Source organism: Paenibacillus sp. GXUN7292, assembly GCF_050864975.1.
Classification (GTDB): domain Bacteria; phylum Bacillota; class Bacilli; order Paenibacillales; family Paenibacillaceae; genus Pristimantibacillus.
Genome location: NZ_JBOZWO010000013.1, coordinates 116346 through 140956, shown reverse-complemented (window position 1 = coordinate 140956; position 24611 = coordinate 116346). Strand labels below are relative to the sequence as shown.

The following is a 24611-nucleotide window of genomic DNA, read 5'->3' as shown; positions in this document are numbered from 1 at the left end:
CCAATGCTGCACTTCATTTCTCACCGTTCTGCCGCTATTCCTCAGCTCAGCTTTCCTCCAGCTTTTGATGTACCGGAAGCACAATCGTGACCGTTGTGCCTTGGAATTCCTCGCTCTCAATCACAAGCTCCAATTGCTCGCCATAATACAAGCGCAATCGCTGGTATACATTAATAAGCCCTACACCGCTGGAATAACTGGCAGCCGATCTCATCCAGGCCCGCTGCTCTGCGGATTTCTCCGTTTCAATCGTCAGCGACTGTCTCACCCGCTCCAGCTCTTCTTCACCCATGCCAATACCGTTGTCTTGTACCGTAAGCTTTAACAGATGACCAGACAGCTCTGTACGAATAAGCAGCTCCCCTTCGCCGTACAAATCTTCTATTCCATGCTGCAGCGCATTTTCAATGATTGGCTGCAGAATAAACTTTAAAACGGAAAGCTTCATCGCGCTTTCATCCAGCTCCCACCGAACTGTAAACTTGTTCTGGAAGCGCAGCTCCTGAATCGTCAAATAGTTGCGAGCATGCTCCAGCTCGTCAGATAATGCAACAACCTCGCTGCCCGTATTGATCGTGAAACGGAATATTTTGGCTAGCGACTTTACCATCGTGCTTACTTCTGCCGCTCCGTACTGGTGAGCCCTCATATTGATGGCTTCAAGCGTGTTATACAAAAAATGAGGATTAATTTGCTGCTGCAGCATGCCCAGCTCGGCCTTCATTCTCGAGGTAACGAGCTTCTTCTCGCGAATTTCTTTATCCACATTTTCCTGCATCAGCTCATGGATTTGCTTCAGCATCTGATTAAAGCTGACTACAAGCTGGCCGATTTCATCGCGCGGCTGCTCTGCGCCCCTGTCCATCCTTTGTACCAGCAGCGGTTCCTCATTCTCAATAGCCTGCTTCAATCGTTCAATCGGTTTAACGAGCAAATACGCGATTTGCCACATCGCAACCATAATAATCATAATAATAATTACGAGCAGAACGCCGAACCGGTAAAACATAGATTGAATCTTCAAATAAATATCGTCGATCGTCATAAAAATATTCGTATACCAGCCTGTCTTCTCCAGCTCTCGCTGAATAACAACCTGATTGCTGCCCTCTACCTGCTGAATTTGAACATCCAGCTCTTTTTTGACCGGAACGCTCCAGTTGCTAACCGCCGCTTCTTGAAAGGCTTTGGATGTAAGGTGAGAGTAAATCAGTTCACCCGCTTCATCCAGAATAACAAAGCTTTGCTTGCGATCTGTCGTTGCGTACGAGAAGGCTTCCTCCTTTAATACAACCTGCAAAAAGGCTGTTGTCGGCTTGCCTGCCGCACCGGAGGCCACCTGCAGCTTTTTAACAAGCATCATGGCCGGATGGCCGTATACATCCTTTTGCCCCGTCATCCAGATCATTTCCTCTGTACCCAGCTGTTCCAGCACATTTTTCTCGTATGTGCGAAGCTTAAACAAGGTACGGTTGTTATTAAAGACCGAGGAATATTTGGCCACCCCGCTCACATCATAGATAACAAAATAGGAAATATCGCTTAGCCCTGGATAGCTTGCGACTGTGAAATCATCCATATTTCCTCTGAATAAAAACGGAGAGGTCAAATTCGTCAGTCTGCTGTCCGTCGACAAACGGTTCGTTAAATTTTCGTACCGCTCCATGCGGCTTCGCAGCTCCGCGACTAAGTGATCTGAAGACTCAACAGACAAGTCTACCGCTTTGTCAAACACATAGCTGTACATTAAAAAGACGTACATGCTAATGGCCAGCAGCACGGGTACAAGCACAGATGACAGCAGCATAACGAGCATTTTTTTGCGAATGGTCATCTTTGACAGCCAACCACGCGAAAAATGCTGCTCCGGAATGCTCTTAAAATCAAGGTCATTCCCCTTTTTCCATACTGCTCTGGCCAAGGCCTGATAGGGATACATCACCGAATTTGCCAACTTATACGCGATTACAAAGCTAAGCAGCAGGCTGCAGGCCAAAAAGATAATATACGTATAGGTATTGCTCCACTTCCAAAGCGAATCATATTGCAGCTGCTCAAAGGTAATTACGCGTATACCGTAAGGAGGAACGGGAACCGTTCTGACATAATAGCGGCTGTCCAGTTGCTGCTCCCATTCTGTTTCCCCGGAAGCGGCAAGTTTGGCCGCCTTTTCCATCGCTGCCCGGTCATGCACATTCGTCCATAGAATTTGCTGGTTCTCATCCAAAATCCCCGCATAACCGCTCCATATTTGGGAGGAAGGCAGCTCGGCTGTAAGAATGCGCTCGTCAAATACGATTACCGAGAGTACATTAAGCGGATTAATCCCGTTATTAATAATCAAATGACCTTCAATGCTGGAGGCAAAAAGGCTTAAACGGTCCCAGGTCTCCTGCGGCAGCAAGCCTCTCTTCTCCTCCAGCACATCGGAGAGCATCCCTTTAGGAATATAGGCTGGCATTCCGTAATAACGGGTTAACAAATTTAACAGGCCGGCATCCTGCAAATCCTCTATCCACGGTATTTGGCTGTCTTCGACCCATTCGCTTGTCTTGATTATTTTTCCGAAATTTTTCTGATTGGCATTATCGCCAATAAAATAAATGCGTTCCACGGATTCCGGTGACAGATGCAGCTGCTCCAAACGCGTCAATAGCTCCTGACGCGCAGCCAGCTCTTCTTCCGGTGGACGCAGGCTGTAGAAAGAGCGGGCATACAATATGAAATCATTCTGCTCCAGCTGCAGCGCTAATGAATTCATTTCATTCAGCTTCGAAATCATCTGGCTTTCAATATGGCTGGCGATATTTTGTTCGGATGCCCTTCTTATTTCGGAGCCCGTGTCATTGATATTCCAGTAGCCGATTCCGAATATGGCGATCTCGGAAAATAGCGTAAGCAAGAGTGCTACGCTAATTAGCATATTGCGGTGATAACGGAACTTCATAGCACTTCTCCCGCATAAGCGGCATTGCGGTATTCAATCGGCGAGAGCTTGGCATATTTTTTAAAGACTAACGTAAAATACCTTGGATTCTCGTAGCCTACCATTTCTCCAACTTCATGCACCTTATGGTTCGTATGCTTCAGCAAGCTCTTTGCCTTTTCGATTCGGAACGAGGTAATATAGTCAATATATTTTTGGCCTGTCAGCTCCTTGAACAAAAAACTCAAATAGCTGGCATTCAAATGCACATACTGGGCTACATCGTCCAGTGTAATCGTCCGGTCATAATTTTGCTCTATATACTGCTTGGCTTCTTGAATAAGCCGGTGTCCGTTGATCTGCTCCGTATGGCGCAATGCTTCTCCCGTTTCAGCCGCAGAAATAAGCGGCGCAGCTCCGTTGTTTGAATCCTCCTGCCGAAAAAGCGCCGCTGCTGCTTGATAAGAGCAGCAAATTTGATTCGGCTGCTGTACAACCGTTCCAATCGAGTAGATCAGCTTTGATTTAAACAAGCCTCGGAATTGCTTCAGCCGCTGGATAAGCTGCTCAAGCTCCACAGCAAGCGATTCCGGCTTTTCCTTATATCCGGCTATCGCTGCACGATCTGTCCAGATAAGTGCGCATTGTCCGTCCGCATCGACATAATGATATCCCTTATCCCATAAATCCTGCATTAAATTGTCCAATGTAAATAAAATAAGGCTCCAATCCTTATCTCCGACCCCTTTCGGCCGGTTGGGATATTCCGAGAAGCGCAGCAAGCACACCACATATTCGCTGTGCTCCTCCAGCATGATTTCCGCAGCGCTGCTTTCCAGCTCGAAGGCTTCCTCTTTCATTTCGGCAAGCAGCAAATCACGCAAGAAGCGCTGCCGCAAATGCTGCACCGACAGCTTCGCTTTGCGCTCCCAGGCCGCCCGCTGCAGCTCATGCGCCCGCTCCTGCTCAATCAGTTGCACCGCGCGAGCCAATATTTTTCCATAATCCCCGAAATCAAGCGGCTTTAGCAAATAATCAAGCGCGCCATGCTTCATGCAAGTTCGCGCATATTCAAAGTCGTCATAGCCGGACAAAATAATAACCTTCATATGGGGATAGCGGCCAGCGACCTTCTCTGCCAGCTCCAGACCGTCCATAAGCGGCATGCGAATATCCGTCACCAGCAAGTCGATTTGCTCATTCATCATCGCCTGCAAGGCAAACAAGCCATTCTCGCAATCTGCAACAACATCAATATGGTAGGAGGAATAGTCAAAGCTGCGCAGGCCTTGCCTTATTTCATACTCATCATCCACGATCATCAGTTTGTATCGGTTGCCAGTCATAGACTATCTTCCTTTCTTGTTTGCCTTGCTCTTGATGTATGCTTATATCAGGAAACAGTCAAATCCTTCACGAACTCATTTACTTTAAGCGGCACGTCCTCCAGCCTCTTAGCCTGCCTGCCGCCAATAACAAGACCTTCAATATGGATGCCCTCAACCATATGAGAGGCGTCAGACCCTTGAAATAAAGACGACACACCTTCTGGAATGGCAATATTGCAGAATGTAATATTTTTAATTTTTCCCGGCTCTTGATCGACAGACCAGCGGTCCTTAAAAATAAGGCAAATCATCGCATGCTGCCGCTCTTCTTCAATTCTTATATTTTCAAAGCGGATATTCGAGATCGTCCCGCGGTCACCGACAACGATACACAGCGAGCCGACCTCTTCCGTCCACACTGCAGTGCTGTGCACGATATCGCAGTTTTCAAAAGTAACATCGAAAATATCCGTTCTTGTCTCTCCGGCAATTCCAAAGCAGCGCACCTTATCGTTCCATACGGTACAATCAGATACATGAATATCGCGTCCGCCAAGCGCCGGAGGCGCATCCATCGCCTTGACGGCAACAGCGTCATCGCCTGTACGGATGAAGCAATTGCTCACTCGAATCCGCTCGCTGTTTACAATATCAATTCCATCACTGTTTTCACGATAACCGATTAGCGTCAGATCGGCAATAGAAGAATCGACACAATTTGACATATGTATCGTCCAATGCGAGGTTCCAACGATCGTCAGCCCTTCAATCGACGCCTTGCGGCAGCCGGTCAGCAGCACCGCTTTGCGCGCATGCCAGTCCAGCATAGACATGTCTATAATGCCTCTTCCATGAATTCGTATATTCTCAGCGTCATTCGCTGTAATAAAGTCAACGTAATTCGGCTTTTTGGCCCAGTCGCTTGTAATAACAGGCGTTTCATCCTCCGGCACAAACAGCTGCAGCACTGCCCCGCCGGCAATATACACGGACTCGCCGGTTTGCAACTCAAGCGAGCTTACTTTATGAAGGCCCGGGCCATAGTACTTCACCCTTCTGTCAGCCTGATCGGCAGCGCCCTCCTCCTTGGCATGCAGGGTAATAAATAAAGGACGCTCTGTATTTCCGTTCGTCTCTACGATCATTTTTGCAGGCCTGTCGACCGGAATATGAATCTCATTGCCGGCAAGCTCCGCTTCTATCCCTAAGGAAAGCGGGCGGATAATAGCAGACTCCGTCCTGGTTTTCCTCTTGGCAATCAGCTTAATCATTCCCGGCTCGCCGGCAAAGCTTAAGGAAGCAAAGGAAAGAGGACCTCCATTCGTTATCGGCGCGGCATATACAGGTACTGCACGGCCTTCCACATACAGCTCCCAATCCCGGGACAGAACAAGGCCGTCCGGATCAGGCGCAAAGGCATCTTCGCCTTGCTTTTGCAATCTTTCTTCATTTGCGGCGTATCCAATCTCTTTGGGCGCATGGTCTATTTTCACAAAAGTTCCGTTACTATCTACAAATTCTGTTTCCATACTTTCTCTCCTCTGCGTTTCTATGACTCTGCCGTTATTAAGGAAGCAGCATTAAACGGCCATCCTGATAGCCTGCTTTGAAAAAGGCCGGGCGCTCAAAAGGATGTGTATTCGGTACATGCAAGGAAACGAGCAATTGCCCTTCAAAGGAACGGAACAGCATGCCGTGCCCTCCGTTCTTCTCAAACAGCTGCTCCCGTTCCTGTACCCATGGCCCTTCAATGCCACCGCTCTCTGAACGGGCCATTCCGATCGCATAGCCGTCCTTGCCATGGCTCGACCAAATCATGAGCAGCTCACCGTCAGGCGCGCGGTAGAGAAATGGCCCGTCTGTTACAAAATTACCGAAACCTTCTTCCTCGACAGGCCAATGCGCATCGGCTGCCCGGAACAAGACAAGCGGTTCACCTTTCGCCTTTGACAAATCCGCTTCTAGCTGCATAGCGCACATCTCGCCGTTTTTCACCTGTGTCCATTCATGGCAAAATACAATCCAAGGCGCTCCATGCTCATCCGTGTACAGCGTGCCGTCAAGGCATTCCCAATCCGCAGGCGTAACTGGACCTTTTCCCATAGGCATAAACGGTCCAAGCGGATTATCCGCTTTTAAAATCTGAGTGCCCCGGTGTTTATCCTCTGCTTTAAAGCTGGCTAGCATATAATAACTGCCCTCATAATCATGCACCTCCGGCGCCCAGAAATGATGATCCGCCCAAAAGCCTTCAGGAGCGCGGAATACAGGAAAGGGCCCTTCCCAATTATGCAAATCACGGCTGCGGTAACCATCAAAGCCAACAGCAGCGCCTCCCCAAGCAGTCGCACCTATCGTACCGTACATATAATAAAAGCCTGCTTGCTCATCGGCATATACAAACGGATCGCGAATGTGTATATCGCCAAGCTTCATCATGTCTTGTTCCAGCATGCTAAGACCTCCTACTTTACTTTAATGTCTTTGACATATTCGTTGACTGTAAACAACGGATCGTCCTTCTTCAGCTTTTTGCCGTTCACCTTTATATTTTCAAAATTGATATCCGAGATAAGCCGCTCGTTGCTCCAGCCCTCCAGCTTAATTTCATTGGAGCCGTCCGAATAGGATTCAATATTTTTATACGTAATGCCGCTGATCGAGCCGGGCCAAGCCCAGTTGCCTTGCAGCGCGCCGAAATAAAACGTTTCCGCCATCTGAATATTAATGAAGCGCTTCGCCTTTTCAACCCGGATATTTTCAAACGTTATCCCGCTGAATTCCGTTCCTTGCAGCGCAAATATATTAATAGCAGAACGGTCAGGCAATACATCAGGGTGGTCGCGGTCATCATAATTATGCAAAATATCAATATTGCTGAATGTAATGTTTTTGAAGTATGGCGCAACGGTTTCCGCCCCTATGCCGATCGCATTATTGGCATCTGCCCACAGCTGTGCGTTTTTGTACGTGATATTGTAGATAGGAAGCGCATCCTTCGGCTCCTCATGAGAAAGCCCCTTTATTGCAACTGCATCGTCGGCGGAGTGTATAAACGCCCCGTCAAACACAATGTCATGGCTGCTGTTAATGTTGAAGCCGTCGCTGCTTGCGAAGCGCGGACTGACCGCTTTATAGTTCGTCACCCTAATATCGCTGCTCCCATGCATAGCTGCCGTCCAGCTGGCGGCATCTCGGTTCACTATAATATCTCTTACTGACGAATCGGATACATAGCCCAGAGTCAGTGCGATATCGTCATATTCGTCATTCGAGCGGTAATCATTAAGCAATATGCCTCTGCCCCGGATTGTAATATTATTGGCGTTATCCGCGCGCACTCTGCCCCGCACTACAGCACCCCCGCTAATATAGAGCGTTTGGTTCGATTGCAGCATAAGCGGAGGTTCGCCGTAATCCCCCAGATCATGAAAGCCCGGCTCAAAAAAAATGACATTCGGATCATTCTTGTCCGGTATATCCGTCTCCAGTGTCTGTGCAAACAAATGCAGCACCTTGCCCTTATAATTGCCATCAAGAACAAGCGAAACAGGTACCTGCCTGCTTAATTCAAAGCTAATGGCATCCCCTTGGCGTTCACCTTTTATGCCTAACGACCTTGGAACAATTTCAAAGCTATCAAAAGAAAAATTGGGAGTAATAGAAATTTTGCTGCGGCCCGGCATGTCAAAATAGCCGTAGGAAACCTGCTCATTCCAGCTATTGGCGCCTCCGTTATACAAATCGATCTCTTCCTCGCCAGCGAGAACTTTAAAATCATAGGACCGGTAATTGACGGGCAAATCCTCAGGCGCCTTATACACGTTAACCGGCAGCTCCTCCTTCAGCTCAGGCGGCAAAGCAAGCCCTTGCTCCTTAACGCTTGACTGGGAGCAAGCTGAAAGCATGCCTGCAAGCAGGACAGCCAGCAGCAGCCAAAAGACCGCGCTTTTGCTGCGGACTTTTAGATGGGGCTTTTGTCGCTTCTTGTTTTCCATAAACTTCACTCCTCTTCAGCCGTCAATTCCATTGCTAGCTGTATACGTCCTTAACCTTTCACAGCAGAAGCTACTACACCCTCTACCAAATACCGCTGACCAATAAAGAAGACTGCAATAATAGGCAGCACGAACAAGACTAAGCCTGCGCTTTGCACCTGTGTCATCGTAATATCCTTTTGTCCCGGAAATACATAACCGATCGAGAACAATGCCGTTGCAAGCGGATATTTATCATCCTGCAGGAACATAAAAGGTGTAATATAATCGTTCCCCCATGCGCCGTTGAACGATAGAATCGACACCGTCGCCACTACAGGCAAGGAGATAGGAAGGAAAATATTCCAGAAAATGCGGAACGTCGTACAACCGTCAATTCTGGCCGCTTCCTCCAAATCACGCGGAAAGCCCGCAAAAAACTGGCGGTATAAGAAAATGCTGAACGCGCTGCCTCCAAGCCCCCAGAAAAACCATGGCCAAAACGTATTAATAAGTCCAATCTTAAAGAAAATAACATACGTTGGAATTTGAGTAACGATACCTGGCAGCATCATCGTGGAGAGCATAAGCAAAAACAGCAGATTTTTGCCCGGTCCCCTTAATCTGGCGAAGCCATAGCCGACAAACGCGCTTGTTACTGTTGGAATTATGACAGAAAGAGCTGTAATAATAATGGAGTTTTTCGCATAGCCCCAATAGTCGATAAACGTAAGCGCATATTTGTAGTTAATAAAACGCAAGCCCGACGGCAAAAATGTTGATGCTGCCCCTACCTGCTGCAGTGAATTTGTAATCAGCCAATATAAAGGCATCACAAACAGGACAGACAAGATGATGAGCAAGGCATAAACCGCTATCCGGAAAGGCATATTTTTCATTCCTGCATTTACCATCCTATCTGCCCTCCTGATCTACTTCATAAAATACCCACAGCTTGCTTGTCGAAAATACGACAACGGTCAAAATAAGAATCATAACAAATAACACCCATAGAAGCGCAAGTCCATAGCCAAACCGGCCGTATGCAAATATTTGCTGAAAGGCGTGAACGGCATAAACATAGTTAGGCCGAAGCGGCGTTGAAAGCAAACTGTTGGAATTAGCAGCCAGCAAAATCGGCTGCACAAAAATTTGCAGCGAGCTAATGATGCTCATAATAAATTGGAAGAACAGTACCGGCGTCACAAGCGGTATGGTGATTTTGGCAAAGCGCTGCACACTTGTCGCGCCGTCGATCGCCGCTGCTTCATACAGATCCTTGGACACCCCTTTCAATCCTGCCAGATAAATAAGAATGCCCCCGCCAACGCCCCAAAGAAGCATAATAATAAGCGGATATATCGCATAATCATATCCAAGCCAAGCTACTGTTTCCATGCCTAAAGCTTCCAGCAAATTATTCACTATGCCGTCATCGACAAACAAAGAGCGCCACATCGTACCCACTGCGACCACCGGAATAATCGAAGGAATAAAAAACAACGTACGGTAAATGCCGATACGCTTTATGTTCTGATTCAAAAGAACAGCTAATAAAAAGCCTAATATAATACTGGACGGCACCATAATCACAGTAAAAAACAATGTTCTGCCGAGCGAATACATCGCATCATTATCCGTAAAAACTTTGCGGTAATTGTCAAGGCCGACAAATACCAAGCGGTCCATATTAAAGCCCGCATAGTTGGTAAAGCTCAAATATAGACCGTATAGCAGCGGAATTAATCCGAGAACAATAAATACGATAAACCACGGCGATATAAACAAATAAAACTCTACAGCCTCTTTAAAGCTTCTTCCGCCAAACCTGCTTCGTTTTTTCTGGAAGGCAGTGCTTGTTTCGTGTATGGCCTGTTTGCTCATCAAAAGCCCTCCTTGCTTCCAATTAAATAAATAGGGCTGCCGGAGCAGTGCTTCCGGCAACCCTTCTACGATTCTCTTATGGGCTGACCAACTGCTTGCCTTCAGTGATGAGCGTATTCAGCTCCTCTGTCATTTTTTGAACAGCTCCGTCTACCGTATCCTTGTCGAAATAAACAGGCGTGAAATATTTATCAATGATGGAGTTAACGGCTTGATAGTTCAAATAAGGGTTATAAGGCAAGCTGCCATCCGTATATTCGAGCTCATTCTGAATAAAGTCATAGTTCATTTTGTCGAATGCGGATTCCTGAGGCAGCAATTCTGTCAATGTTTTAGTGCCCGGCAAGCCGTAACCCGCTTTCGCGCGTTCTACAGCCGGATCTGCGCCGAAGAACCATTCAAACACTTCCCAAGCTTCTTTCGGATGCTTCGTATTTTTGTAAATAATTGCGCCTGTACCTGCACCTGTTGGTGAAATACGTTTGCCGCCTTCCACAACAGGAGCCGGAGCAACGCCGAAGTCATCCAAGCGGTCCTTCGTCAATTCATTTGTTTTCAAGAAGCCGGAGAACCAATAGCCTGCAATAATAATGGCTGCTTTGTTATCCACGAACAATTGGCCGCCCCAGTCTGTTTCCTGCTGCAAGGGGCTAGGGCCAATACCGGACTTCGCAGTCTCTACCCAGAAATGAAGCAGGTCCTTCGTTGCCGGCTTGTCCAGCTCCGCCTGGCTAAAATCCGCGTTGAACATGCTGCTGCCCTGCTGAAGCAATTGCAGATTCAACAAATCCTGATTGGCTGCAATTGTACTGTTGTAATAAGCCAATCCGTATTGGGTTGTCTTCTTGCCGTTTTTTACAGTGAGCTTCTGAGCAAGCTCAGCCAGCTCCTTCCATGTCATAGCTTCCGTGCTGCTCGGCAAAGGAACGCCTGCTTCTTCGAACATTTTTTTGTTGTAATAAATGGTGTAGTCCGGAGACCAGTCTTTCGGGAAGCCGTAAAGCGCTCCTTCGCCATGCTTGCCGGATGCTGCATCGTACTTGAACTGATTAACTACTGGAAGAAAATCTTCCGTATCAAACACCTTGCTCGAATTAAAATTTTCAGTCAGATCAAGTGCCATTCCTTTTAGCACGAAGCCCGGCAGCTCCGTCACTGAATTGGTGCGGATAATATCAGGACCGTTGCCTGCCGCCATCATCGCCATCAATTTATTGTAATCCGCTGAAACAAGCTCGACTTTAATATGCGGGTGAGTCTTCTCGAACTCAGCTACCAATTCACTTGTAAATTCAGTGTCATACATCGTATGGCGAATGACTACCTGCTCGCCTTTTTTCGCAGGCTCCTTCGAAGTCTCGCCCGCACCTTTATTTTCTCCGTTATTTCCACCCGATTGATTTACCGCGCCACCGCTTTCGCCGCATGCACTCATTAGTAAAAGGCTGGTTAATACAAGCACAGACAAACACGCTGACCACCAAGATCTTTTCATCGAAATCCCCCTTGTATCGCTTCAGTTGTATTGTACATTTCAAATTATAAGTTTGATCCGCAATACCAACAACGTCGTATCTTTTTTGATTCGTTCATATTTATTTAGGATTTGAGGAAACAATATATTTAAACAGTCGTATGCTCATTGCTTTCAAGGAACAAAATCACCTATCGGTGACCTGACTTGCTGTCATCGTGTTTAAAGAACAAACGATGTGTCGCTATTTGCAGTGCGGTCATCAATGACCGTTAGAACCAAAAAGCAGTCTTTTTGTTGCATATGCGGACACTTATGACCATTAGAAGAAAATTCCGTCTAATTTTCTAGCTTTTTTCCCGCTAACGGATATTTCTGTCCGCTAGAAAGTGGAAGTTGGTGAAAAATGAGCGCTAACGGTCATCAGTGTCCGCATCATAAAAAAGACGATATGGATTACTCCATATCGTCCAAAAGCTTGTCCAAAGCAGCCTGATCTTCTTCCTGCTGCTTAAGAAACTTTATAATATTGCTGTACAGTTCATCAACATGCTCAGCAGTAACAATTGTACCGTCAACCAGGGCATAGGGAAGCAAGTAACACTCGCCGCAATTGCCAAGGCAGCCATACTCTTCAACCTCAAAATTATCGTCCTGCTCGAACTTGCGCATAACTTCTTCGGTACCGTGATGCATATTGCTGACACAAAATTCGATTAAAGGCTTAAACATTATTTCCACCAGCTTTAACTTAATTACTTATTGTACTATAATAGGGTAGAAAGGAGTTGATTGCAATGTCAAATGAAGTAAGAGACACGATGTATGATGAAGTACTGGATGTTCTAGATAAACTTCGCCCGTTCCTACAGCGTGACGGAGGAGATGTTGAGCTTGTTGATGTTGAAGGCGGCATTATCAAGCTTCGCTTAATGGGTGCTTGCGGTAGCTGCCCGAGCTCAACGATCACTCTTAAAGCCGGTATCGAACGCGCACTTCTAGAAGAAGTAGAAGGTGTAGTTGAAGTCGTACAAGTATTTTAACTAAAACAATGTACGTCCTTTATTCAGGGGACGTACATTGTTTTGCAGGTATTTTATTCATTTTCTCGTCTTGTCCGAAGCCGTATCTTGATACATTCAAGACATGCTTTGGACAAGGCTTTTTTGTTTACATTTATTAGACTAGGCTGGAAAAATAATTGTAACGAAGCTGACGAGACTATCTATTAATTGTGGGCAACTATTGATAAGCAATAAGAAAAGGGTAACGGAGAGCAATAATGGGAATGGAGAAGCGGCAGCGTCCGCCTTTGCAGGCCAATTTTATCCTTTACAGGGGTACTTATTCATAAAAATTGGACTACAACAGCGGTCGGAATCCCATTTTTGATCGCAGTGGTCCCCCTTTCTATTGCTTGTTGCTTTTATCCACAACGAATCGACAGTCTCCTGACAAACACTATTTTAACGAAAATAGTTACACCGACTTAATATTTGCGCGTATTGGATCGAAGCCGCCGGTCACATCTATGACATTGCCTGTTAAAAAGCTGGACTTCTCCTCACACAAAAATAAAATGACACGAGCAACATCCTCGCCCGTACCAGGCCTTCCAAGCGGCGATTCCGGATCGATCATATGTACTGCCTCAGCAATCGACTTTTCTTTATTATCGCCTCTAATATCTCCAGGACCGATAAGATTAACCGTTATGCCATATGGTGCTACCTCGACGGCAAGTGATTTTGTAAAAGAAACAAGTCCTGTCTTGGCAGCTGCATAAACCGTTCTTTGCGGCCAAGCGCGAGCTTCACCCGAATGCCCGAAGCCGAAATGTATAATTCTGCCCCAGCGCCGCTCTATCATGCCTGGCAGCAAACGGTGATCCAGCAGCATAGCTCCCAGCAAATTGCCATGCAGGAGTCTGATAATTGTGTCTTCATCGTATTGAGCGAATAATTTGCGCTCGCGCACAAATGGACCTGCATTATTAATAAGAATATCAACGCCGCCCATAAACCGCTCTGCTGAAGCAGCCAATTTCTCCGTACCTTCTTGCGAGCTTATATCAGCCTGAACTGTAATCGCTTTAACGCCATATTGCTCGATTTGCTGCTTAACCTGCAGTGCCTCTTCTTCGCTGGAATAATAATTAAGTACAATGTGACAGCCCTGCTCCGCCAATTGCAGCGCTGCCCGCTTGCCAAGGCCTTTGGCGCCGCCTGTTATAAGAGCTGTTTTCCCCTTAAGCCCCATGACTTTCACACCTACTTTTTCCCTATTATGTTAAAGCTGCTTCTTATGCGCCAGTCTGCAGCCGTATTGAAAAACTAACAATAAGGACTCTGTTACCATCGTTAGGCTATCTGTCAAATCGCTCGCCTGCTGTCTTACATTTTCTAACGGGTACTCTTCGCCGTACATTCGCTGGCTTTGGATTAAATCATCATGCATTTCCGAATTCATATAATGTATTTCCGTATTTCTTCGTTTGCGCAGCCGATTCATCGGCTCTTTGTATTTTTCCTTTACATGGTTAAGCGCCCACATTAATTCACTATGCACCTGCTTCTGGCGCATATTGCGCAGCACAGTAAAATAAGAGAAGTGCGGTTTAACGCGCTCAGTATGCATAGCAAGCAATTCATTTAACAAGGTGCCCAGCTTATCAAGCAATGAAAAAACTCTTATAAACCCATTCTTGTCAAAATAGACGTATCGCTTGTAGTTAAGGCGCTCCTCATCAGACATCGTTTGCAGCGACGATGCTCTAATCATAGCACGAAATTTCGCAGCTGCATAATGGCTTTGCTCAAGCTCATTAAGCGAAGCTTTCAATCCTAACGTCCATATTTCGTATCTGCGCAGCTGTTGAGCAAACACCGTGGTTTCATCTCTTAGTGTATTCATCTTCTTATGCAGCAAAGAAATAAACAAATCCATGGCCTGGTAAGCCTCAGCCAATTCCCCTTCCGGTTGCGCGACTGATTCATTAAATAAAAAACGGAGCATCGCCGTACAACCTCCTACTGCTTGTTATCGCTAAAGCGCCATGCTCTAATCACGATATCAACCATAATGCCAAACATCGCTACAATAATCAAATTATGGAGCAGGCTTGTAAATATAAAGATATTTTCATTCGCTACCGTTGCTGTCAGCAGAGCACCGCTAAAAATTTGAACGATAACTAAAACTGCGACCCACCCGGCAGCTCGAGTCAAGCCAGCGCTATTCACTGCAGGCTCGGTTTTGGCAATTCGTTTAATGAAATAGTACAGCGAGATAAGGATAATCGCTAAAATCAAGGCTGCAACACGGTGAAGAAATACAGCGCCTGTCGCTCCGGATAGCTCAGGTATAACCTCTCCGTTACATAAAGGCCAGCCCAGACAACCGCCGGCAGATTTAGTATGACGGATAAATGCGCCCAAGTATATGACGACATAGCAATAAATCGATGAAAGCAGCATCGGCATGAAAATCGTCCTAGGTACTTTAAATACAGGCGGAGCGCCATTTTTGGCACGATATGCCCATATAACTAGCAATAAAGTTGCAGCGAAGGCAACTAGTGATATCCCGAAATGGATCGCCATTATGGCTGGCGTCTGCGGCCATTTGACGGCGGCCGCGCCCATCAGCGCTTGTATGATTGTAAATATTAGCGCTGCTCCAGCATAATACAACGGCTCTTTGTAAGCTTCTCTATTCCGGCGATATTTATTATAAACCGATAAGGTTATGCCAAGCACGAGCAACCCTTCAATACCGCTGACAAGCCGATGAGAATATTCCAGCATAGATTCAAATGTATAGGCAGGAATAAATTTGCCATGGCACAGCGGCCAGTCATCGCCGCAGCCCCTTCCAGATTCTGTATTTGTTACTAGCGCTCCGGCAAGTAGTACAAGTAGCATACCAATGCAAGTAATATTAGCGAACGTACGAAAACGGCCGGTTACCATTAAAAATCACCTATTTCCAAAAAATTAATAACATTTCAATTATAGCGATTAGCTTGACCAAAAGCCATGTTGAAAATGTGAACTTACTATTCCGTAAGTTCAAACGATATATTCTTATCAAGCAAAAAGGAGCAAATCGCAACGATAGCCGCTGCGACCTGCCCCTATTGAGATTTAAAGCTAAGCTTTCAAAACAGCGTAGACGCTAATTGCACGATCAACAAATTGCTCGATTTCAGCTCGGTTTTTACGCAGTTTGCTTACAAAACGAACTAATTCCTTGCCATCGCTGAAGGCAATAAAACTTGGTATGCCTAGTATGTTAAGCTCAGAACATATGTCAGACGGCTCGTCGCGATCAATTTCTACAAATACAGCACGATCCGCATATTGCTCCACAAGCTCTGGCATAAAAGGATCGATAAAGTGGCAATCCACACACCAGCCCGCTTTGAAAACGGCTATTGTAAGCCCTTGAGCTGCAATTGCCGCTCGAAATTGCTCGTCGCTTGAAATCTTCTTCATTAAAGTTCACGCTCGATCGTAAGTAGTTTTACATCCTCGTACAGCTTCGTCCATTCAATTGAAGCATTAAGCGCTTCTGACAAGCTTCTTGCTGCGACATAACCTGTACCGTCAATAATAGTTGTAGGGAAGCTCCATTTTACATTCTTGCCGTTAATATTGGCAATATCGCTTCCTACTGTCGTTTTAATAATAGTGCCTGTAGCAATATCATGAACGGTTATTGTTTTCGTTTTGGCATCGTACGTTGTTTCTGCGCCAAACGCATCTGCTACATCGCGAATCGGCACAATTGTAATATAGCCTGGAACGATAATTGGCGCGTTGTAGTAATCATTGCTGAACGCTACATACGACTGATGAGTGAGATGAAGTTTATTTTTCAAAATATCGTAAATCATAGAGTCATCTTTGAATAGATTGACAACTTCATATCCTTCCATCATGTCCATTTCGTATAAATCTATACTTTTCTCTGTTATGACCGGTTTATCCGCCTTCACTTCACCGTTAACATTCCAGATTTCAGACATCGTTTTAATCTGAATGCTGCGAATCGGCAGGAAGCTTAGCTCGGACTCCTCATCAATTGTAAAATTAACATCCAGACCTTGCTTTCTAATGTTCAAATTGCTGTCAACATAAACGTCCGCTTTTACCGTCAACGCTTTATTGAACAATGTTTCAGCCATATCGCCAAGCACAGAATCATCCATGTTCAGACGCAGTTCAGTCAACGCCTCCGTAATTGCGTCTGCCGCTTCCTTCACCAGGTCTTCTTTCGTAGGCGCATCCAGTTCGCCGGTATTCAAATATAAGTCCAGCTCCTCAGCCAATGCTTCGTTGGACATCAGAATCGTGATCAGTTCATTCAGCATGGCATCCATGCCTTTACGATCTGCCAGCAAAGCATCGATATAATCGCCGAGCAAGGACCAGATTTCAGCACCGTCAAGCTCAGCGCTGGCGTGCATTACACTTGTAGTAATGCCGTTAATGGATTCAAAAGCCGGCGCTACTTTAATAGATTTTGGATTCGGCAAGTTATCAATCGCATAGCCGCTTACCGCATCCATAATTTTAACGCCAAGCTCTGCTACAGAGGCTTCATCCATACCAAGCTCGGACAATTCCTCCTCAGTCAGCATATCCGCCGTCAAATCCAGTACAAACGGCTGCTTAGCTCCTTCAAGCTGCACGGCAAGCGTTGTGCTCGATATTTGCATAGCGAAGCCAATGGATTGTTCTTGGTTAAAAATAAACTTGCCTTCTAATGACATATGATTGCTGTCTTCATACTTTACATCATTAAGCTCTACTTTTAGATTCGATACAAGCTCCAGCAGCAAGCGCTCTTCCTCGTCCAGCTCTTCAAGCGCTTCCTCTTGAAAATCCATTTTTAGCTCAAATGTTTGTTTGCTTTCACTTGATGTAACCTTGAGCGACTTCTTGAGCACACTGTTCAGGTCAACTCCCCCAACAGCCTGGCAGCCTGCCATTACAAATAATGCCGCAGCCAATACAATAAGCAGCCATTTCCTAGACAATAACTTTGACATTAATGAGTCTCCCTTGTACCTGTTATTTAGTACTGTCTTTATATGCAAAATAGCAGCAATAAGACAGACTACCATATATTGTACTAGAGGTTCATTGTTTGTGTAAATATCAGGAAATCGCTAGTTTTGTCGATATTTCAATATTTTACTTTTTTTATTAGCTTCCCTGCCCTTTACCACGGTAGAATGGCTTCATTATAAGCTGGAACGGCTTCCGCAGCTTGCCAGGGAACATCGCAATGTCATCCGGAGTTATGACTCGCAGTACGATAAGAAGAAGCACGTAAACGCCGCCAACGACTACCGCAGTCATCCCCGCGCCGAGGAAATAAGACAGCTTGTTCGGGAAACTTGCAGTCAGCTTAAGCAGTGATGTTTCTACGAGCCAGCCGGCTAATGCAGCTACCGCTACAGAAACAATATAGGTCATCCAGCGCTTGCCAAGAACAGAAAGCTTGACAACCTGATTAATGCTTCTAACGTTCAAGTACGTGATGACAATAAAGCAAATGGTTGACCCGACTATTAGACCGTAGACGCCCATAAATGGCGCTAGTGCAATGCTTATAACAACCTTCAGCAGCAGCCCCAGAAGAGTATGATTCATAGATTGTTTTGGCCTGCCCATGCCGTAAAGAATGGAATTTGTCGTCATCATCGTAATTTGAACGATCGTTCCCGCGGTCAGCAGCGCTACAACATCGCTTCCGCTAGTGCTTGCGAACAGCAAGCCTGTAACAGAGAAGGAGGCTACGGTCAGCAACAGGGCAACTGGCACTCCTGTAAAGCATACGATCCGCATAACGAGCGAGGCTTGCCGCTGTACCTCCTTCATGTTTTTGACGGAGTATGCCGAAGAAATAACAGGAATAATTGTCGATCCAAGCGCTATTGCCAGAATCGGCGGTATGCCTGCCAGCGAAATCGCCTTAATACCATAGTCGGCAAGTACGGCGTCAGACATTTCAGGCGTATAGAATCGCTCAGTAAGCCTTTTGAAAAATGATGTGTCAAAAAAATAAAGTAAATTTACAGTCATAGAAGTGAGCAAGGCAGGCAAAGACATCGCAAGAATTTCTCGATAGACGGTTCTGTATTTAATTGTGCTCGTCTTTGACTGCTGCGCTGGCGCAGTTGTATGTCTTAGCGCAGCTGCTGCCTCTGCATTGAAGCGATAGGCTGGCTTAGTCATTTGATCCTGCTTCTTAAGCTTACGGCCAAACCAGATCATAACGCTGAAGGCTCCAATACTTCCGAAAACGGTACCGAAAGTAACGGCGGCCGCCGCCCATGAATCACCCCAGCCGAGCGCTATTACGATAAGACCAAGGCCAATTCCAAGAATGACTCTTAAAAATTGCTCTACAATTTGCGAAATACCGCCCGCCGACATCAGCTGTCTGCCCTGAAAATAACCGCGCATCATGGCAATAATAGGAAACAGCAGCAAAGCCGGCGCAATGGCGCGTACAGCAAGGTAGGCACTTGGCAGCTTGGCAAGCGTGGCATATGCCGGCGCAAATACAAATAACGCGGTTGCCAATATTAAGCCAGTTACAGCACCAAATACTAAAGCGGCCTGAAAAATCCGCTTAGCTTCCGCCTGTTGTCCTAGCGCATAGCGCTGGGACACCATTTTGCTGACTGCGCTCGGAAAACCGGCTGTCGCTATTATGAGCAGCACCATATAAACTTGGTTCGCTATCGTAAAAGCGATCATGCCTTCCTTGTCGAGCATATAGTCAAGCGGCACGCGCTGAAATAAGCCAAGCACCCTTGCGGTTAGCGCCGCTGCCGTAAGTATAAGAGTGCCTCTAATCAATGTATCTTTTTTTAACATAATGGACTCGTCCTATCTCATGTTCTCCACTAAATGATCCAAATGATAAACAAAATGATCATAGCAAGCTGCAATAAAATTTTGACAACTGTGCTTGTAAACAAGCCTACTACCGAGCCAAGCCCAACCTTTAGGGAATGGGTAATCGAAGCGCCTGTCAGCATTTCGCCAAATACAGCGCCGGCGAAAGGACCGATAATAAGCCCAAAGGCCGGTATAACAAACGGCCCTGCAATAATCCCTATCGTGCTTCCAATAACGGATGCCTTCGTGCCTCCAAACCTTTTTACGCCCCAAGCGCTCACCGCATAATCCGCAATGAACAAAACGATCACGATTAAGGTTTGAATCACCCAGAAAAATACGCCAAGCGATTTAAACGAAAAAAACCATCCATATACAAAGTAAGCAAAGTAAATAGCAAGCGCACCAGGCAATATTGGAAATATAGCTCCAGCCATCCCGACTAAAAATAAAGCTATAATGAGTATCCACCCTATAATTTCCATAAGAAATATTCCTCCCTAATACAGGCTGGCAACTTACAGGCCAAACACATAGCGCTTGATAACTTCGGCGACACCATTCTCATTATTCGTTAAGGTTACGGCATCAGCCGCGCTTTTTACTGCTTCCTGAGCATTGCCCATAGCTACTCCCATACCGCAAGCGCGAATAGCAGCGATATCGTTTAGGCTGTCGCCTACCGCAATCGTCTCGGACATTTGAATGTCCAGCAGCTTGCATAGCTCCCTGATTCCGCTTGCCTTCGTTATTCCTTTTGGATTCAATTCAAGATTCCATGGCGAGGAGTTCGTAACCTCGTATAGATCCCATTCCTTAATCCGGGTCAAAATTTCTTCTCTTGCTTGGTCATCCTCCGTATGATAGCCAAATTTCAGCCATTCGTAATCGGAAAAATGCGTACCTTCCTCCAGCCATTTCTCTTTATTATAAATCCCCTGGGTAGAATACGCCCAAAACCAGACGTCCGGATATTGCAAAGCCAATTGATGCAGCTGTTCAATCTTCTCATAGCCTAGCGTTATTCTTTTATGTAAAACATGCGGCTTGCTCCATACTTCACTGCCATTGACCGTTATCATCGGCGTATTAAGCTTGAGCTGCTCCGCGTAAGGATTGGCGCCTGGAAAGCCTCGCCCGGTTGAAAAGCTGACCGTCACACCAGCCTGGAGAGCTTTATTGATCCACTTTTCATTTTCTTCGCTAATCTCCAACTGATCATTAAGCAGCGTCCCATCCATGTCAAGCGCAACCAGTTTATACTTTGTCATGTTCTCTCTCCTCTATATACTGTATTTCCGCTTTTACCAATACTGAATATTCTAGCACATATTGAGCAGAAACCAAATAAAAGTCCAGGTAGTTTAGCGCAGCAAAAAACGATTTCATTTTCGGTAAGCCAAATTATAGAAATTAAAAGCAAATAGACTTGCCCTCTTTTGATGAGGTCAAGTCTATTTCATACGGTTTAGCCGTTCGAGCCGGCGGACAGCGACAGCTTGCGCTGGCGCAGCTTTCTCATTACAACGCCATGAGAAGGCGAGAATAATAAAGCAAGCACGAAAATAATGCCTGCGGCGCAAACCATGCAGCCTGCAATAGATGCATCCAGCACTATCGCCGCCGCGTAGCCTAAGCAAGTGCTTGCTATTCCTGCCGCTACGCTCAGCACGATCATCATCCCCAGCCGATCCGTTAGAAGATAGGCCGTAGATGCTGGCACGATAAGCATGCCGACAACAAGGATGGCGCCTACGCTCTCGAACGAGCTGACTGTTGCCATCGATACAAGCCCCATGAGCAAGTAGTGAAAAAACGCTACAGGGATGCCCAGGGCCGCTGCCAATGCCGGATCGAAGGAGCATAGCTTGAACTGCTTATAAAACACTCCAATAACGATAGCTATAACAACAAATGTAAAGCCAAGCAGCCATATCGCCTGCGGTCCTAAATCTACGCCGCCGACTACTAGCGTGTTCCAATGCACAAAGGCAATTTCCCCATACAAGATTGCATCCTGATCCAAATGCACCTGTCTTGCAAACAGGCTGACCAGTACGACCCCTATTGCGAATAGAGCAGTAAAGACTACGCCAATCGAAGCATCCTCCTGAATGCCGCTGCGCTGGAACATCTGAATTAAAAAGGTCGTAATAAGCCCAAACAGCAAAGCGGCGATCATCATCATAAAGGAGTCCCGCGAGCCGCTAATGAGAAAGGCGATTACGATGCCGGGCATAACGGAGTGGCTGATGGCATCACCGATCATAGCCATTTTGCGCAGAACAAGAAATACACCGAGAACTCCGCAGCATGCCGCTACGAGAGAGCCTGTCAGCAAAATCCAAAAGTGACTCATAAAATCGCCCCCTCATCTACGTGATCCGCTTTTCCAAACTGCTCTTGCCCATACTTTTTCTTTACGTTCCGCTGCAGCAAATGCTTGGCGAGCAAGCCCTTTTGCGGCCCAAGCAGCACAGAGATGATAAAAATCAAAGTAGCAGCAAGCACGGTGACAGGACCTGTCGGCAAGTTCGAGACAGAAGCACTGATAATCGTCCCCAGCCCTCCGCTTGCTGCGCCGATCAAGCTGGATAAGACGACCATAGCTCCCAGCTTATTCGTCCAGTATCTTGCTGATACTGCTGGGGTTATAAGCAATGCGGCAACAAGCACAACGCCAACAGCTTGAATGCCTGCCACTACGGCAATGACAACGAGCAGCATCATAAGCTGCTCCAGAAAAGCTACCGGATAGCCAAGCCCGCGTGCGAAGCCAGGGTCGAACGAAATCAGCTTGAATTGTTTGAAAAGCAGCATGCAAATAATGACAAGTCCAGTACTCACCGCAGCCATCGTCAGCACATCTGATCTGACCATCGAGGCGGCCTGCCCGAACATAAATTTATTAAGACCTGCTTGATTCCCGTAATCGCCATGCTGAATAATAGTCAGCAGCACGATGCCGAGCCCAAAGAAGGTCGAAAGCACAATGCCAAGCGCTGCATCCTGCTTTAATCGGGAATGGCGTGTAATATAGCCGATGCCGAACGTTGCTAGAAGGCCGGCAGCTGCTGCGCCAAGTAAAAATAATAAGATCGATTTTACGCCGGATAGCATAAATGCGATGCAAATGCCCGGCAATGCAGCATGCGCCAGCGTATCGCCTACCAGGCTTTGCTTGCGCAAATAGGTAAAGCAGCCAATTAATCCGCTGCCCAGTCCGAGCAAAGAGCAGCCAAGAAATATCCACTGCATATTGGGATCTTTAACCATAGAAAGTATTGTCGCAAACATAATGGCCTACCCCTTTCTAGAGACAGCCGCTATTGCCGCAGTTTGTTCCAAATTTTGATCCAGCAATGTCAATCTTCCGCCGTAAGTGCGCTGAAGCTGCTTTGGCGTAAAGGTTGTTTCTGTTGGACCATAGGCCTGCAATTCAATATTCAGCAGCAGCACTGAATCAAAATATTGCTTGACGGTCGAAAGATCATGATGCACGACGATAACTGTTTTGCCTTGTTTTTTCAAATCCTGCAGCAAGGTAATGATCGCTTTTTCAGTAGCTGCATCAACACCGACAAACGGTTCATCCATAAAGTACAGCTGGGCATTTTGGGCTAGCGCTCTTGCAAGAAAGACACGCTGCTGCTGTCCGCCTGACAACTGGCTGATCTGTCTGTCCGCATAATCGGACATGCCTACCTTCTGCAGACATTCCATTGCAAACTTGCGTTCCTTGGAGCCTGGCCGCTTGAACCATCCCAGCTTGCCGTAAGTCCCCATCATCACAACGTCAAGCGCGTTCGTCGGGAAATCCCAGTCAACAGATTCGCGCTGCGGCACATAGCCGATCAGCTGGCGCTGCTCCTTATAGCTTTTTCCATATACGAGAACTTCGCCGCTGATGCTTGGAATAAGCCCCAAAGCGGCCTTGATCATCGTCGATTTTCCCGCTCCATTAGGCCCTATAACCCCAATCAGCTCGCCTTCATTAACCTCAAAGGTAACCCCCTTGAGCACAGGCTTCTTCTGATAAGCAACACTTAAATTTGTAATCGAGAGCGGTTTGACGCTGCCGCCTCCGTTAGAATTGGAAGTCATTGATTTTTGTATGTTACTCATCCCAATCACTCGCTTTCTGGCACATTTTTTATTTAAGCGCCTCAACTAGCGTATCTATATTATGCTTCACCATACCAATGTAAGTGCCTTCTGGCGTACCTGCTTCCCCCATCGCGTCTGAAAACAGCTCGCCGCCGATTTTCACCTCGTGGCCTAAGCTTCTTGCGCCGTCAATAACAGATTCAATAGATTTGGGTGAAACACTGGATTCGATAAACACGGCTTTAATTTCATTCTCTACCAGGTAATCGCGTAATTTGCTCACATCCTTGGAGCCGTATTCTGACATCGTATTCATGCCCTGAAGCCCTGTTACAGTTAATCCGTAAGCTCTGCCAAAATAACCAAACGCATCGTGCGCAGTGACGAGGATACGACGCTTCTCCGGTATAAGCGCTATTTGTTCATGAGCATATAAATCCAACTCTTCAAGCTGCTTCAAATAGTGAAGCTTCCGCTCTTCATAATAGCTTTTATTCGCTTCATCCTTCTCAATAAGCGTTTGGCTTACCGTTTCTGCAGCTGCCATCCATAGCTTCACATCAAACCAGATGTGAGGATCGACGGCATCGCCGCCTTGCGCAGCATCAGCCATTAATTGTTCCTTTGTCAAATTAGCGGATACGGCGACCGTCGTTTTTTTCGATTCCAGCTTTTCAAATATTTCAGCCATCTTTCCCTCCAGATGGAGGCCGTTATAAAAAATAATATCGGCATTATCCAGCTTCCTTACGTCTCCGTGGGAAGCCTGGTACAAATGGGGATCGGTTCCTGGCCCCATAAGCCCAGTAACCACAACATGCTCGCCGCCAATCTCAGCTGCAAGATCAGCTATCATGCCGGTAGTAGCCGTAATTTTCAATTTCCCGTCCGCTGCTTGCTCTTGGCTGCATCCAGCCAATGCTAATATCCCTAAAACAGTAATTAATGCGATCAGCATTTTGTTTTTCATCATACGTTACCTCCGGTTCTGTCCAT

22 protein-coding genes are annotated in these 24611 nt (G+C 46.4%); 1 reads left to right on the top strand and 21 read right to left on the bottom strand.

Annotation, left to right across the window (positions count from 1 at the left end; all coding sequences use genetic code 11):
• Positions 1-46 precede the first annotated feature (46 nt).
• The 9 genes from ACRRU2_RS13215 to ACRRU2_RS13175 form a co-directional block, all read right to left on the bottom strand.
• Entirely contained in the window at positions 47-2947 is a 2901-nt protein-coding gene (locus tag ACRRU2_RS13215; RefSeq protein WP_432502279.1) for a sensor histidine kinase, read from the bottom strand.
• The gene (locus tag ACRRU2_RS13210; protein WP_432502277.1) at positions 2944-4272 is read right to left on the bottom strand and encodes a response regulator transcription factor; all 1329 of its coding nucleotides are present in this window, start codon (positions 4270-4272) and stop codon (positions 2944-2946) included. Before ACRRU2_RS13210 ends, ACRRU2_RS13215 begins: the two co-directional genes overlap by 4 nt.
• Before the next feature lie 47 nt (positions 4273-4319).
• Entirely contained in the window at positions 4320-5783 is a 1464-nt protein-coding gene (locus ACRRU2_RS13205; RefSeq protein WP_432502275.1) for a glycosyl hydrolase family 28 protein, read from the bottom strand.
• Positions 5784-5820: 37 nt separating this feature from the next.
• Positions 5821-6708 (bottom strand): glycoside hydrolase family 43 protein, encoded by an 888-nt coding sequence (locus tag ACRRU2_RS13200; RefSeq protein WP_432502273.1) that lies wholly within the window; start codon positions 6706-6708, stop codon positions 5821-5823.
• A gap of 11 nt (positions 6709-6719) precedes the next feature.
• On the bottom strand, positions 6720-8252 hold the full coding sequence (locus ACRRU2_RS13195; protein WP_432502271.1) for a hypothetical protein: 1533 nt from the start codon (positions 8250-8252) through the stop codon (positions 6720-6722).
• Positions 8253-8302: 50 nt separating this feature from the next.
• Positions 8303-9145, bottom strand: a complete 843-nt coding sequence (locus tag ACRRU2_RS13190) for a carbohydrate ABC transporter permease (RefSeq protein ID WP_331702468.1) — start codon at positions 9143-9145, stop codon at positions 8303-8305.
• A gap of 1 nt (position 9146) precedes the next feature.
• Positions 9147-10115: a carbohydrate ABC transporter permease gene (locus ACRRU2_RS13185; protein ID WP_432502268.1), complete on the bottom strand. Its 969-nt coding sequence runs from the start codon at positions 10113-10115 to the stop codon at positions 9147-9149.
• Between the two features lie 76 nt (positions 10116-10191).
• A complete protein-coding gene (locus ACRRU2_RS13180; protein WP_432502265.1) occupies positions 10192-11610 on the bottom strand; it encodes an ABC transporter substrate-binding protein in 1419 nt (472 codons plus the stop codon).
• A gap of 435 nt (positions 11611-12045) precedes the next feature.
• Complete coding sequence (locus ACRRU2_RS13175; protein ID WP_331702471.1) at positions 12046-12321, bottom strand: YuzB family protein; 276 nt, start codon at positions 12319-12321, stop codon at positions 12046-12048.
• Between the two features lie 65 nt (positions 12322-12386).
• Here ACRRU2_RS13175 and ACRRU2_RS13170 point away from each other — a divergent pair, with 65 nt between their 5' ends.
• Positions 12387-12632 carry a NifU family protein gene (locus ACRRU2_RS13170; protein ID WP_331702472.1) on the top strand — a complete coding sequence of 82 codons (246 nt, stop codon included), beginning with the start codon at positions 12387-12389 and terminating at the stop codon, positions 12630-12632.
• A 436-nt stretch (positions 12633-13068) separates the two neighbouring features.
• On the opposite strand, the gene ACRRU2_RS13165 is transcribed toward ACRRU2_RS13170, so the two are convergent.
• The 12 genes from ACRRU2_RS13165 to ACRRU2_RS13110 form a co-directional block, all read right to left on the bottom strand.
• Complete coding sequence (locus ACRRU2_RS13165) at positions 13069-13848, bottom strand: SDR family oxidoreductase (protein WP_432502262.1); 780 nt, start codon at positions 13846-13848, stop codon at positions 13069-13071.
• 30 nt (positions 13849-13878) lie between these two features.
• The gene (locus ACRRU2_RS13160) at positions 13879-14604 is read right to left on the bottom strand and encodes a Cthe_2314 family HEPN domain-containing protein (protein ID WP_331702473.1); all 726 of its coding nucleotides are present in this window, start codon (positions 14602-14604) and stop codon (positions 13879-13881) included.
• A gap of 14 nt (positions 14605-14618) precedes the next feature.
• A complete protein-coding gene (locus ACRRU2_RS13155) occupies positions 14619-15560 on the bottom strand; it encodes a COX15/CtaA family protein (RefSeq protein WP_331702474.1) in 942 nt (313 codons plus the stop codon).
• Positions 15561-15740: 180 nt separating this feature from the next.
• Positions 15741-16085, bottom strand: coding sequence for a thioredoxin family protein (locus ACRRU2_RS13150; RefSeq protein ID WP_432502259.1), 345 nt, complete (start codon positions 16083-16085; stop codon positions 15741-15743).
• Positions 16085-17644: a copper amine oxidase N-terminal domain-containing protein gene (locus ACRRU2_RS13145; protein WP_432502257.1), complete on the bottom strand. Its 1560-nt coding sequence runs from the start codon at positions 17642-17644 to the stop codon at positions 16085-16087. Before ACRRU2_RS13145 ends, ACRRU2_RS13150 begins: the two co-directional genes overlap by 1 nt.
• A 157-nt stretch (positions 17645-17801) precedes the next feature.
• Positions 17802-19484 (bottom strand): putative polysaccharide biosynthesis protein, encoded by a 1683-nt coding sequence (locus tag ACRRU2_RS13140; RefSeq protein ID WP_432502255.1) that lies wholly within the window; start codon positions 19482-19484, stop codon positions 17802-17804.
• Between the two features lie 29 nt (positions 19485-19513).
• Positions 19514-19993, bottom strand: a complete 480-nt coding sequence (locus tag ACRRU2_RS13135; RefSeq protein WP_331702478.1) for a DUF456 domain-containing protein — start codon at positions 19991-19993, stop codon at positions 19514-19516.
• 33 nt (positions 19994-20026) lie between these two features.
• The gene (locus ACRRU2_RS13130) at positions 20027-20779 is read right to left on the bottom strand and encodes a Cof-type HAD-IIB family hydrolase (RefSeq protein ID WP_331702479.1); all 753 of its coding nucleotides are present in this window, start codon (positions 20777-20779) and stop codon (positions 20027-20029) included.
• 197 nt (positions 20780-20976) lie between these two features.
• Positions 20977-21867, bottom strand: coding sequence for a metal ABC transporter permease (locus tag ACRRU2_RS13125; RefSeq protein WP_432502253.1), 891 nt, complete (start codon positions 21865-21867; stop codon positions 20977-20979).
• A complete protein-coding gene (locus ACRRU2_RS13120) occupies positions 21864-22805 on the bottom strand; it encodes a metal ABC transporter permease (protein ID WP_331702481.1) in 942 nt (313 codons plus the stop codon). Before ACRRU2_RS13120 ends, ACRRU2_RS13125 begins: the two co-directional genes overlap by 4 nt.
• 6 nt (positions 22806-22811) lie before the next feature.
• A complete protein-coding gene (locus ACRRU2_RS13115; RefSeq protein ID WP_331702482.1) occupies positions 22812-23633 on the bottom strand; it encodes a metal ABC transporter ATP-binding protein in 822 nt (273 codons plus the stop codon).
• 28 nt (positions 23634-23661) lie between these two features.
• Complete coding sequence (locus ACRRU2_RS13110; protein ID WP_331702483.1) at positions 23662-24588, bottom strand: metal ABC transporter solute-binding protein, Zn/Mn family; 927 nt, start codon at positions 24586-24588, stop codon at positions 23662-23664.
• Positions 24589-24611 lie beyond the last annotated feature (23 nt).

What these genes read in the sequence shown, in the direction of transcription:
- ACRRU2_RS13215 (WP_432502279.1), bottom strand. Translation starts at nt 2,947, where the DNA reads ATGAAGTTCCGTTATCACCGCAATATGCTAATTAGCGTAGCACTCTTG.
- ACRRU2_RS13210 (WP_432502277.1), bottom strand. Translation starts at nt 4,272, where the DNA reads ATGACTGGCAACCGATACAAACTGATGATCGTGGATGATGAGTATGAA.
- ACRRU2_RS13205 (WP_432502275.1), bottom strand. Translation starts at nt 5,783, where the DNA reads ATGGAAACAGAATTTGTAGATAGTAACGGAACTTTTGTGAAAATAGAC.
- ACRRU2_RS13200 (WP_432502273.1), bottom strand. Translation starts at nt 6,708, where the DNA reads ATGCTGGAACAAGACATGATGAAGCTTGGCGATATACACATTCGCGAT.
- ACRRU2_RS13195 (WP_432502271.1), bottom strand. Translation starts at nt 8,252, where the DNA reads ATGGAAAACAAGAAGCGACAAAAGCCCCATCTAAAAGTCCGCAGCAAA.
- ACRRU2_RS13190 (WP_331702468.1), bottom strand. Translation starts at nt 9,145, where the DNA reads ATGGTAAATGCAGGAATGAAAAATATGCCTTTCCGGATAGCGGTTTAT.
- ACRRU2_RS13185 (WP_432502268.1), bottom strand. Translation starts at nt 10,115, where the DNA reads ATGAGCAAACAGGCCATACACGAAACAAGCACTGCCTTCCAGAAAAAA.
- ACRRU2_RS13180 (WP_432502265.1), bottom strand. Translation starts at nt 11,610, where the DNA reads ATGAAAAGATCTTGGTGGTCAGCGTGTTTGTCTGTGCTTGTATTAACC.
- ACRRU2_RS13175 (WP_331702471.1), bottom strand. Translation starts at nt 12,321, where the DNA reads ATGTTTAAGCCTTTAATCGAATTTTGTGTCAGCAATATGCATCACGGT.
- ACRRU2_RS13170 (WP_331702472.1), top strand. Translation starts at nt 12,387, where the DNA reads ATGTCAAATGAAGTAAGAGACACGATGTATGATGAAGTACTGGATGTT.
- ACRRU2_RS13165 (WP_432502262.1), bottom strand. Translation starts at nt 13,848, where the DNA reads ATGGGGCTTAAGGGGAAAACAGCTCTTATAACAGGCGGCGCCAAAGGC.
- ACRRU2_RS13160 (WP_331702473.1), bottom strand. Translation starts at nt 14,604, where the DNA reads ATGCTCCGTTTTTTATTTAATGAATCAGTCGCGCAACCGGAAGGGGAA.
- ACRRU2_RS13155 (WP_331702474.1), bottom strand. Translation starts at nt 15,560, where the DNA reads ATGGTAACCGGCCGTTTTCGTACGTTCGCTAATATTACTTGCATTGGT.
- ACRRU2_RS13150 (WP_432502259.1), bottom strand. Translation starts at nt 16,085, where the DNA reads ATGAAGAAGATTTCAAGCGACGAGCAATTTCGAGCGGCAATTGCAGCT.
- ACRRU2_RS13145 (WP_432502257.1), bottom strand. Translation starts at nt 17,644, where the DNA reads ATGTCAAAGTTATTGTCTAGGAAATGGCTGCTTATTGTATTGGCTGCG.
- ACRRU2_RS13140 (WP_432502255.1), bottom strand. Translation starts at nt 19,484, where the DNA reads ATGTTAAAAAAAGATACATTGATTAGAGGCACTCTTATACTTACGGCA.
- ACRRU2_RS13135 (WP_331702478.1), bottom strand. Translation starts at nt 19,993, where the DNA reads ATGGAAATTATAGGGTGGATACTCATTATAGCTTTATTTTTAGTCGGG.
- ACRRU2_RS13130 (WP_331702479.1), bottom strand. Translation starts at nt 20,779, where the DNA reads ATGACAAAGTATAAACTGGTTGCGCTTGACATGGATGGGACGCTGCTT.
- ACRRU2_RS13125 (WP_432502253.1), bottom strand. Translation starts at nt 21,867, where the DNA reads ATGAGTCACTTTTGGATTTTGCTGACAGGCTCTCTCGTAGCGGCATGC.
- ACRRU2_RS13120 (WP_331702481.1), bottom strand. Translation starts at nt 22,805, where the DNA reads ATGTTTGCGACAATACTTTCTATGGTTAAAGATCCCAATATGCAGTGG.
- ACRRU2_RS13115 (WP_331702482.1), bottom strand. Translation starts at nt 23,633, where the DNA reads ATGAGTAACATACAAAAATCAATGACTTCCAATTCTAACGGAGGCGGC.
- ACRRU2_RS13110 (WP_331702483.1), bottom strand. Translation starts at nt 24,588, where the DNA reads ATGATGAAAAACAAAATGCTGATCGCATTAATTACTGTTTTAGGGATA.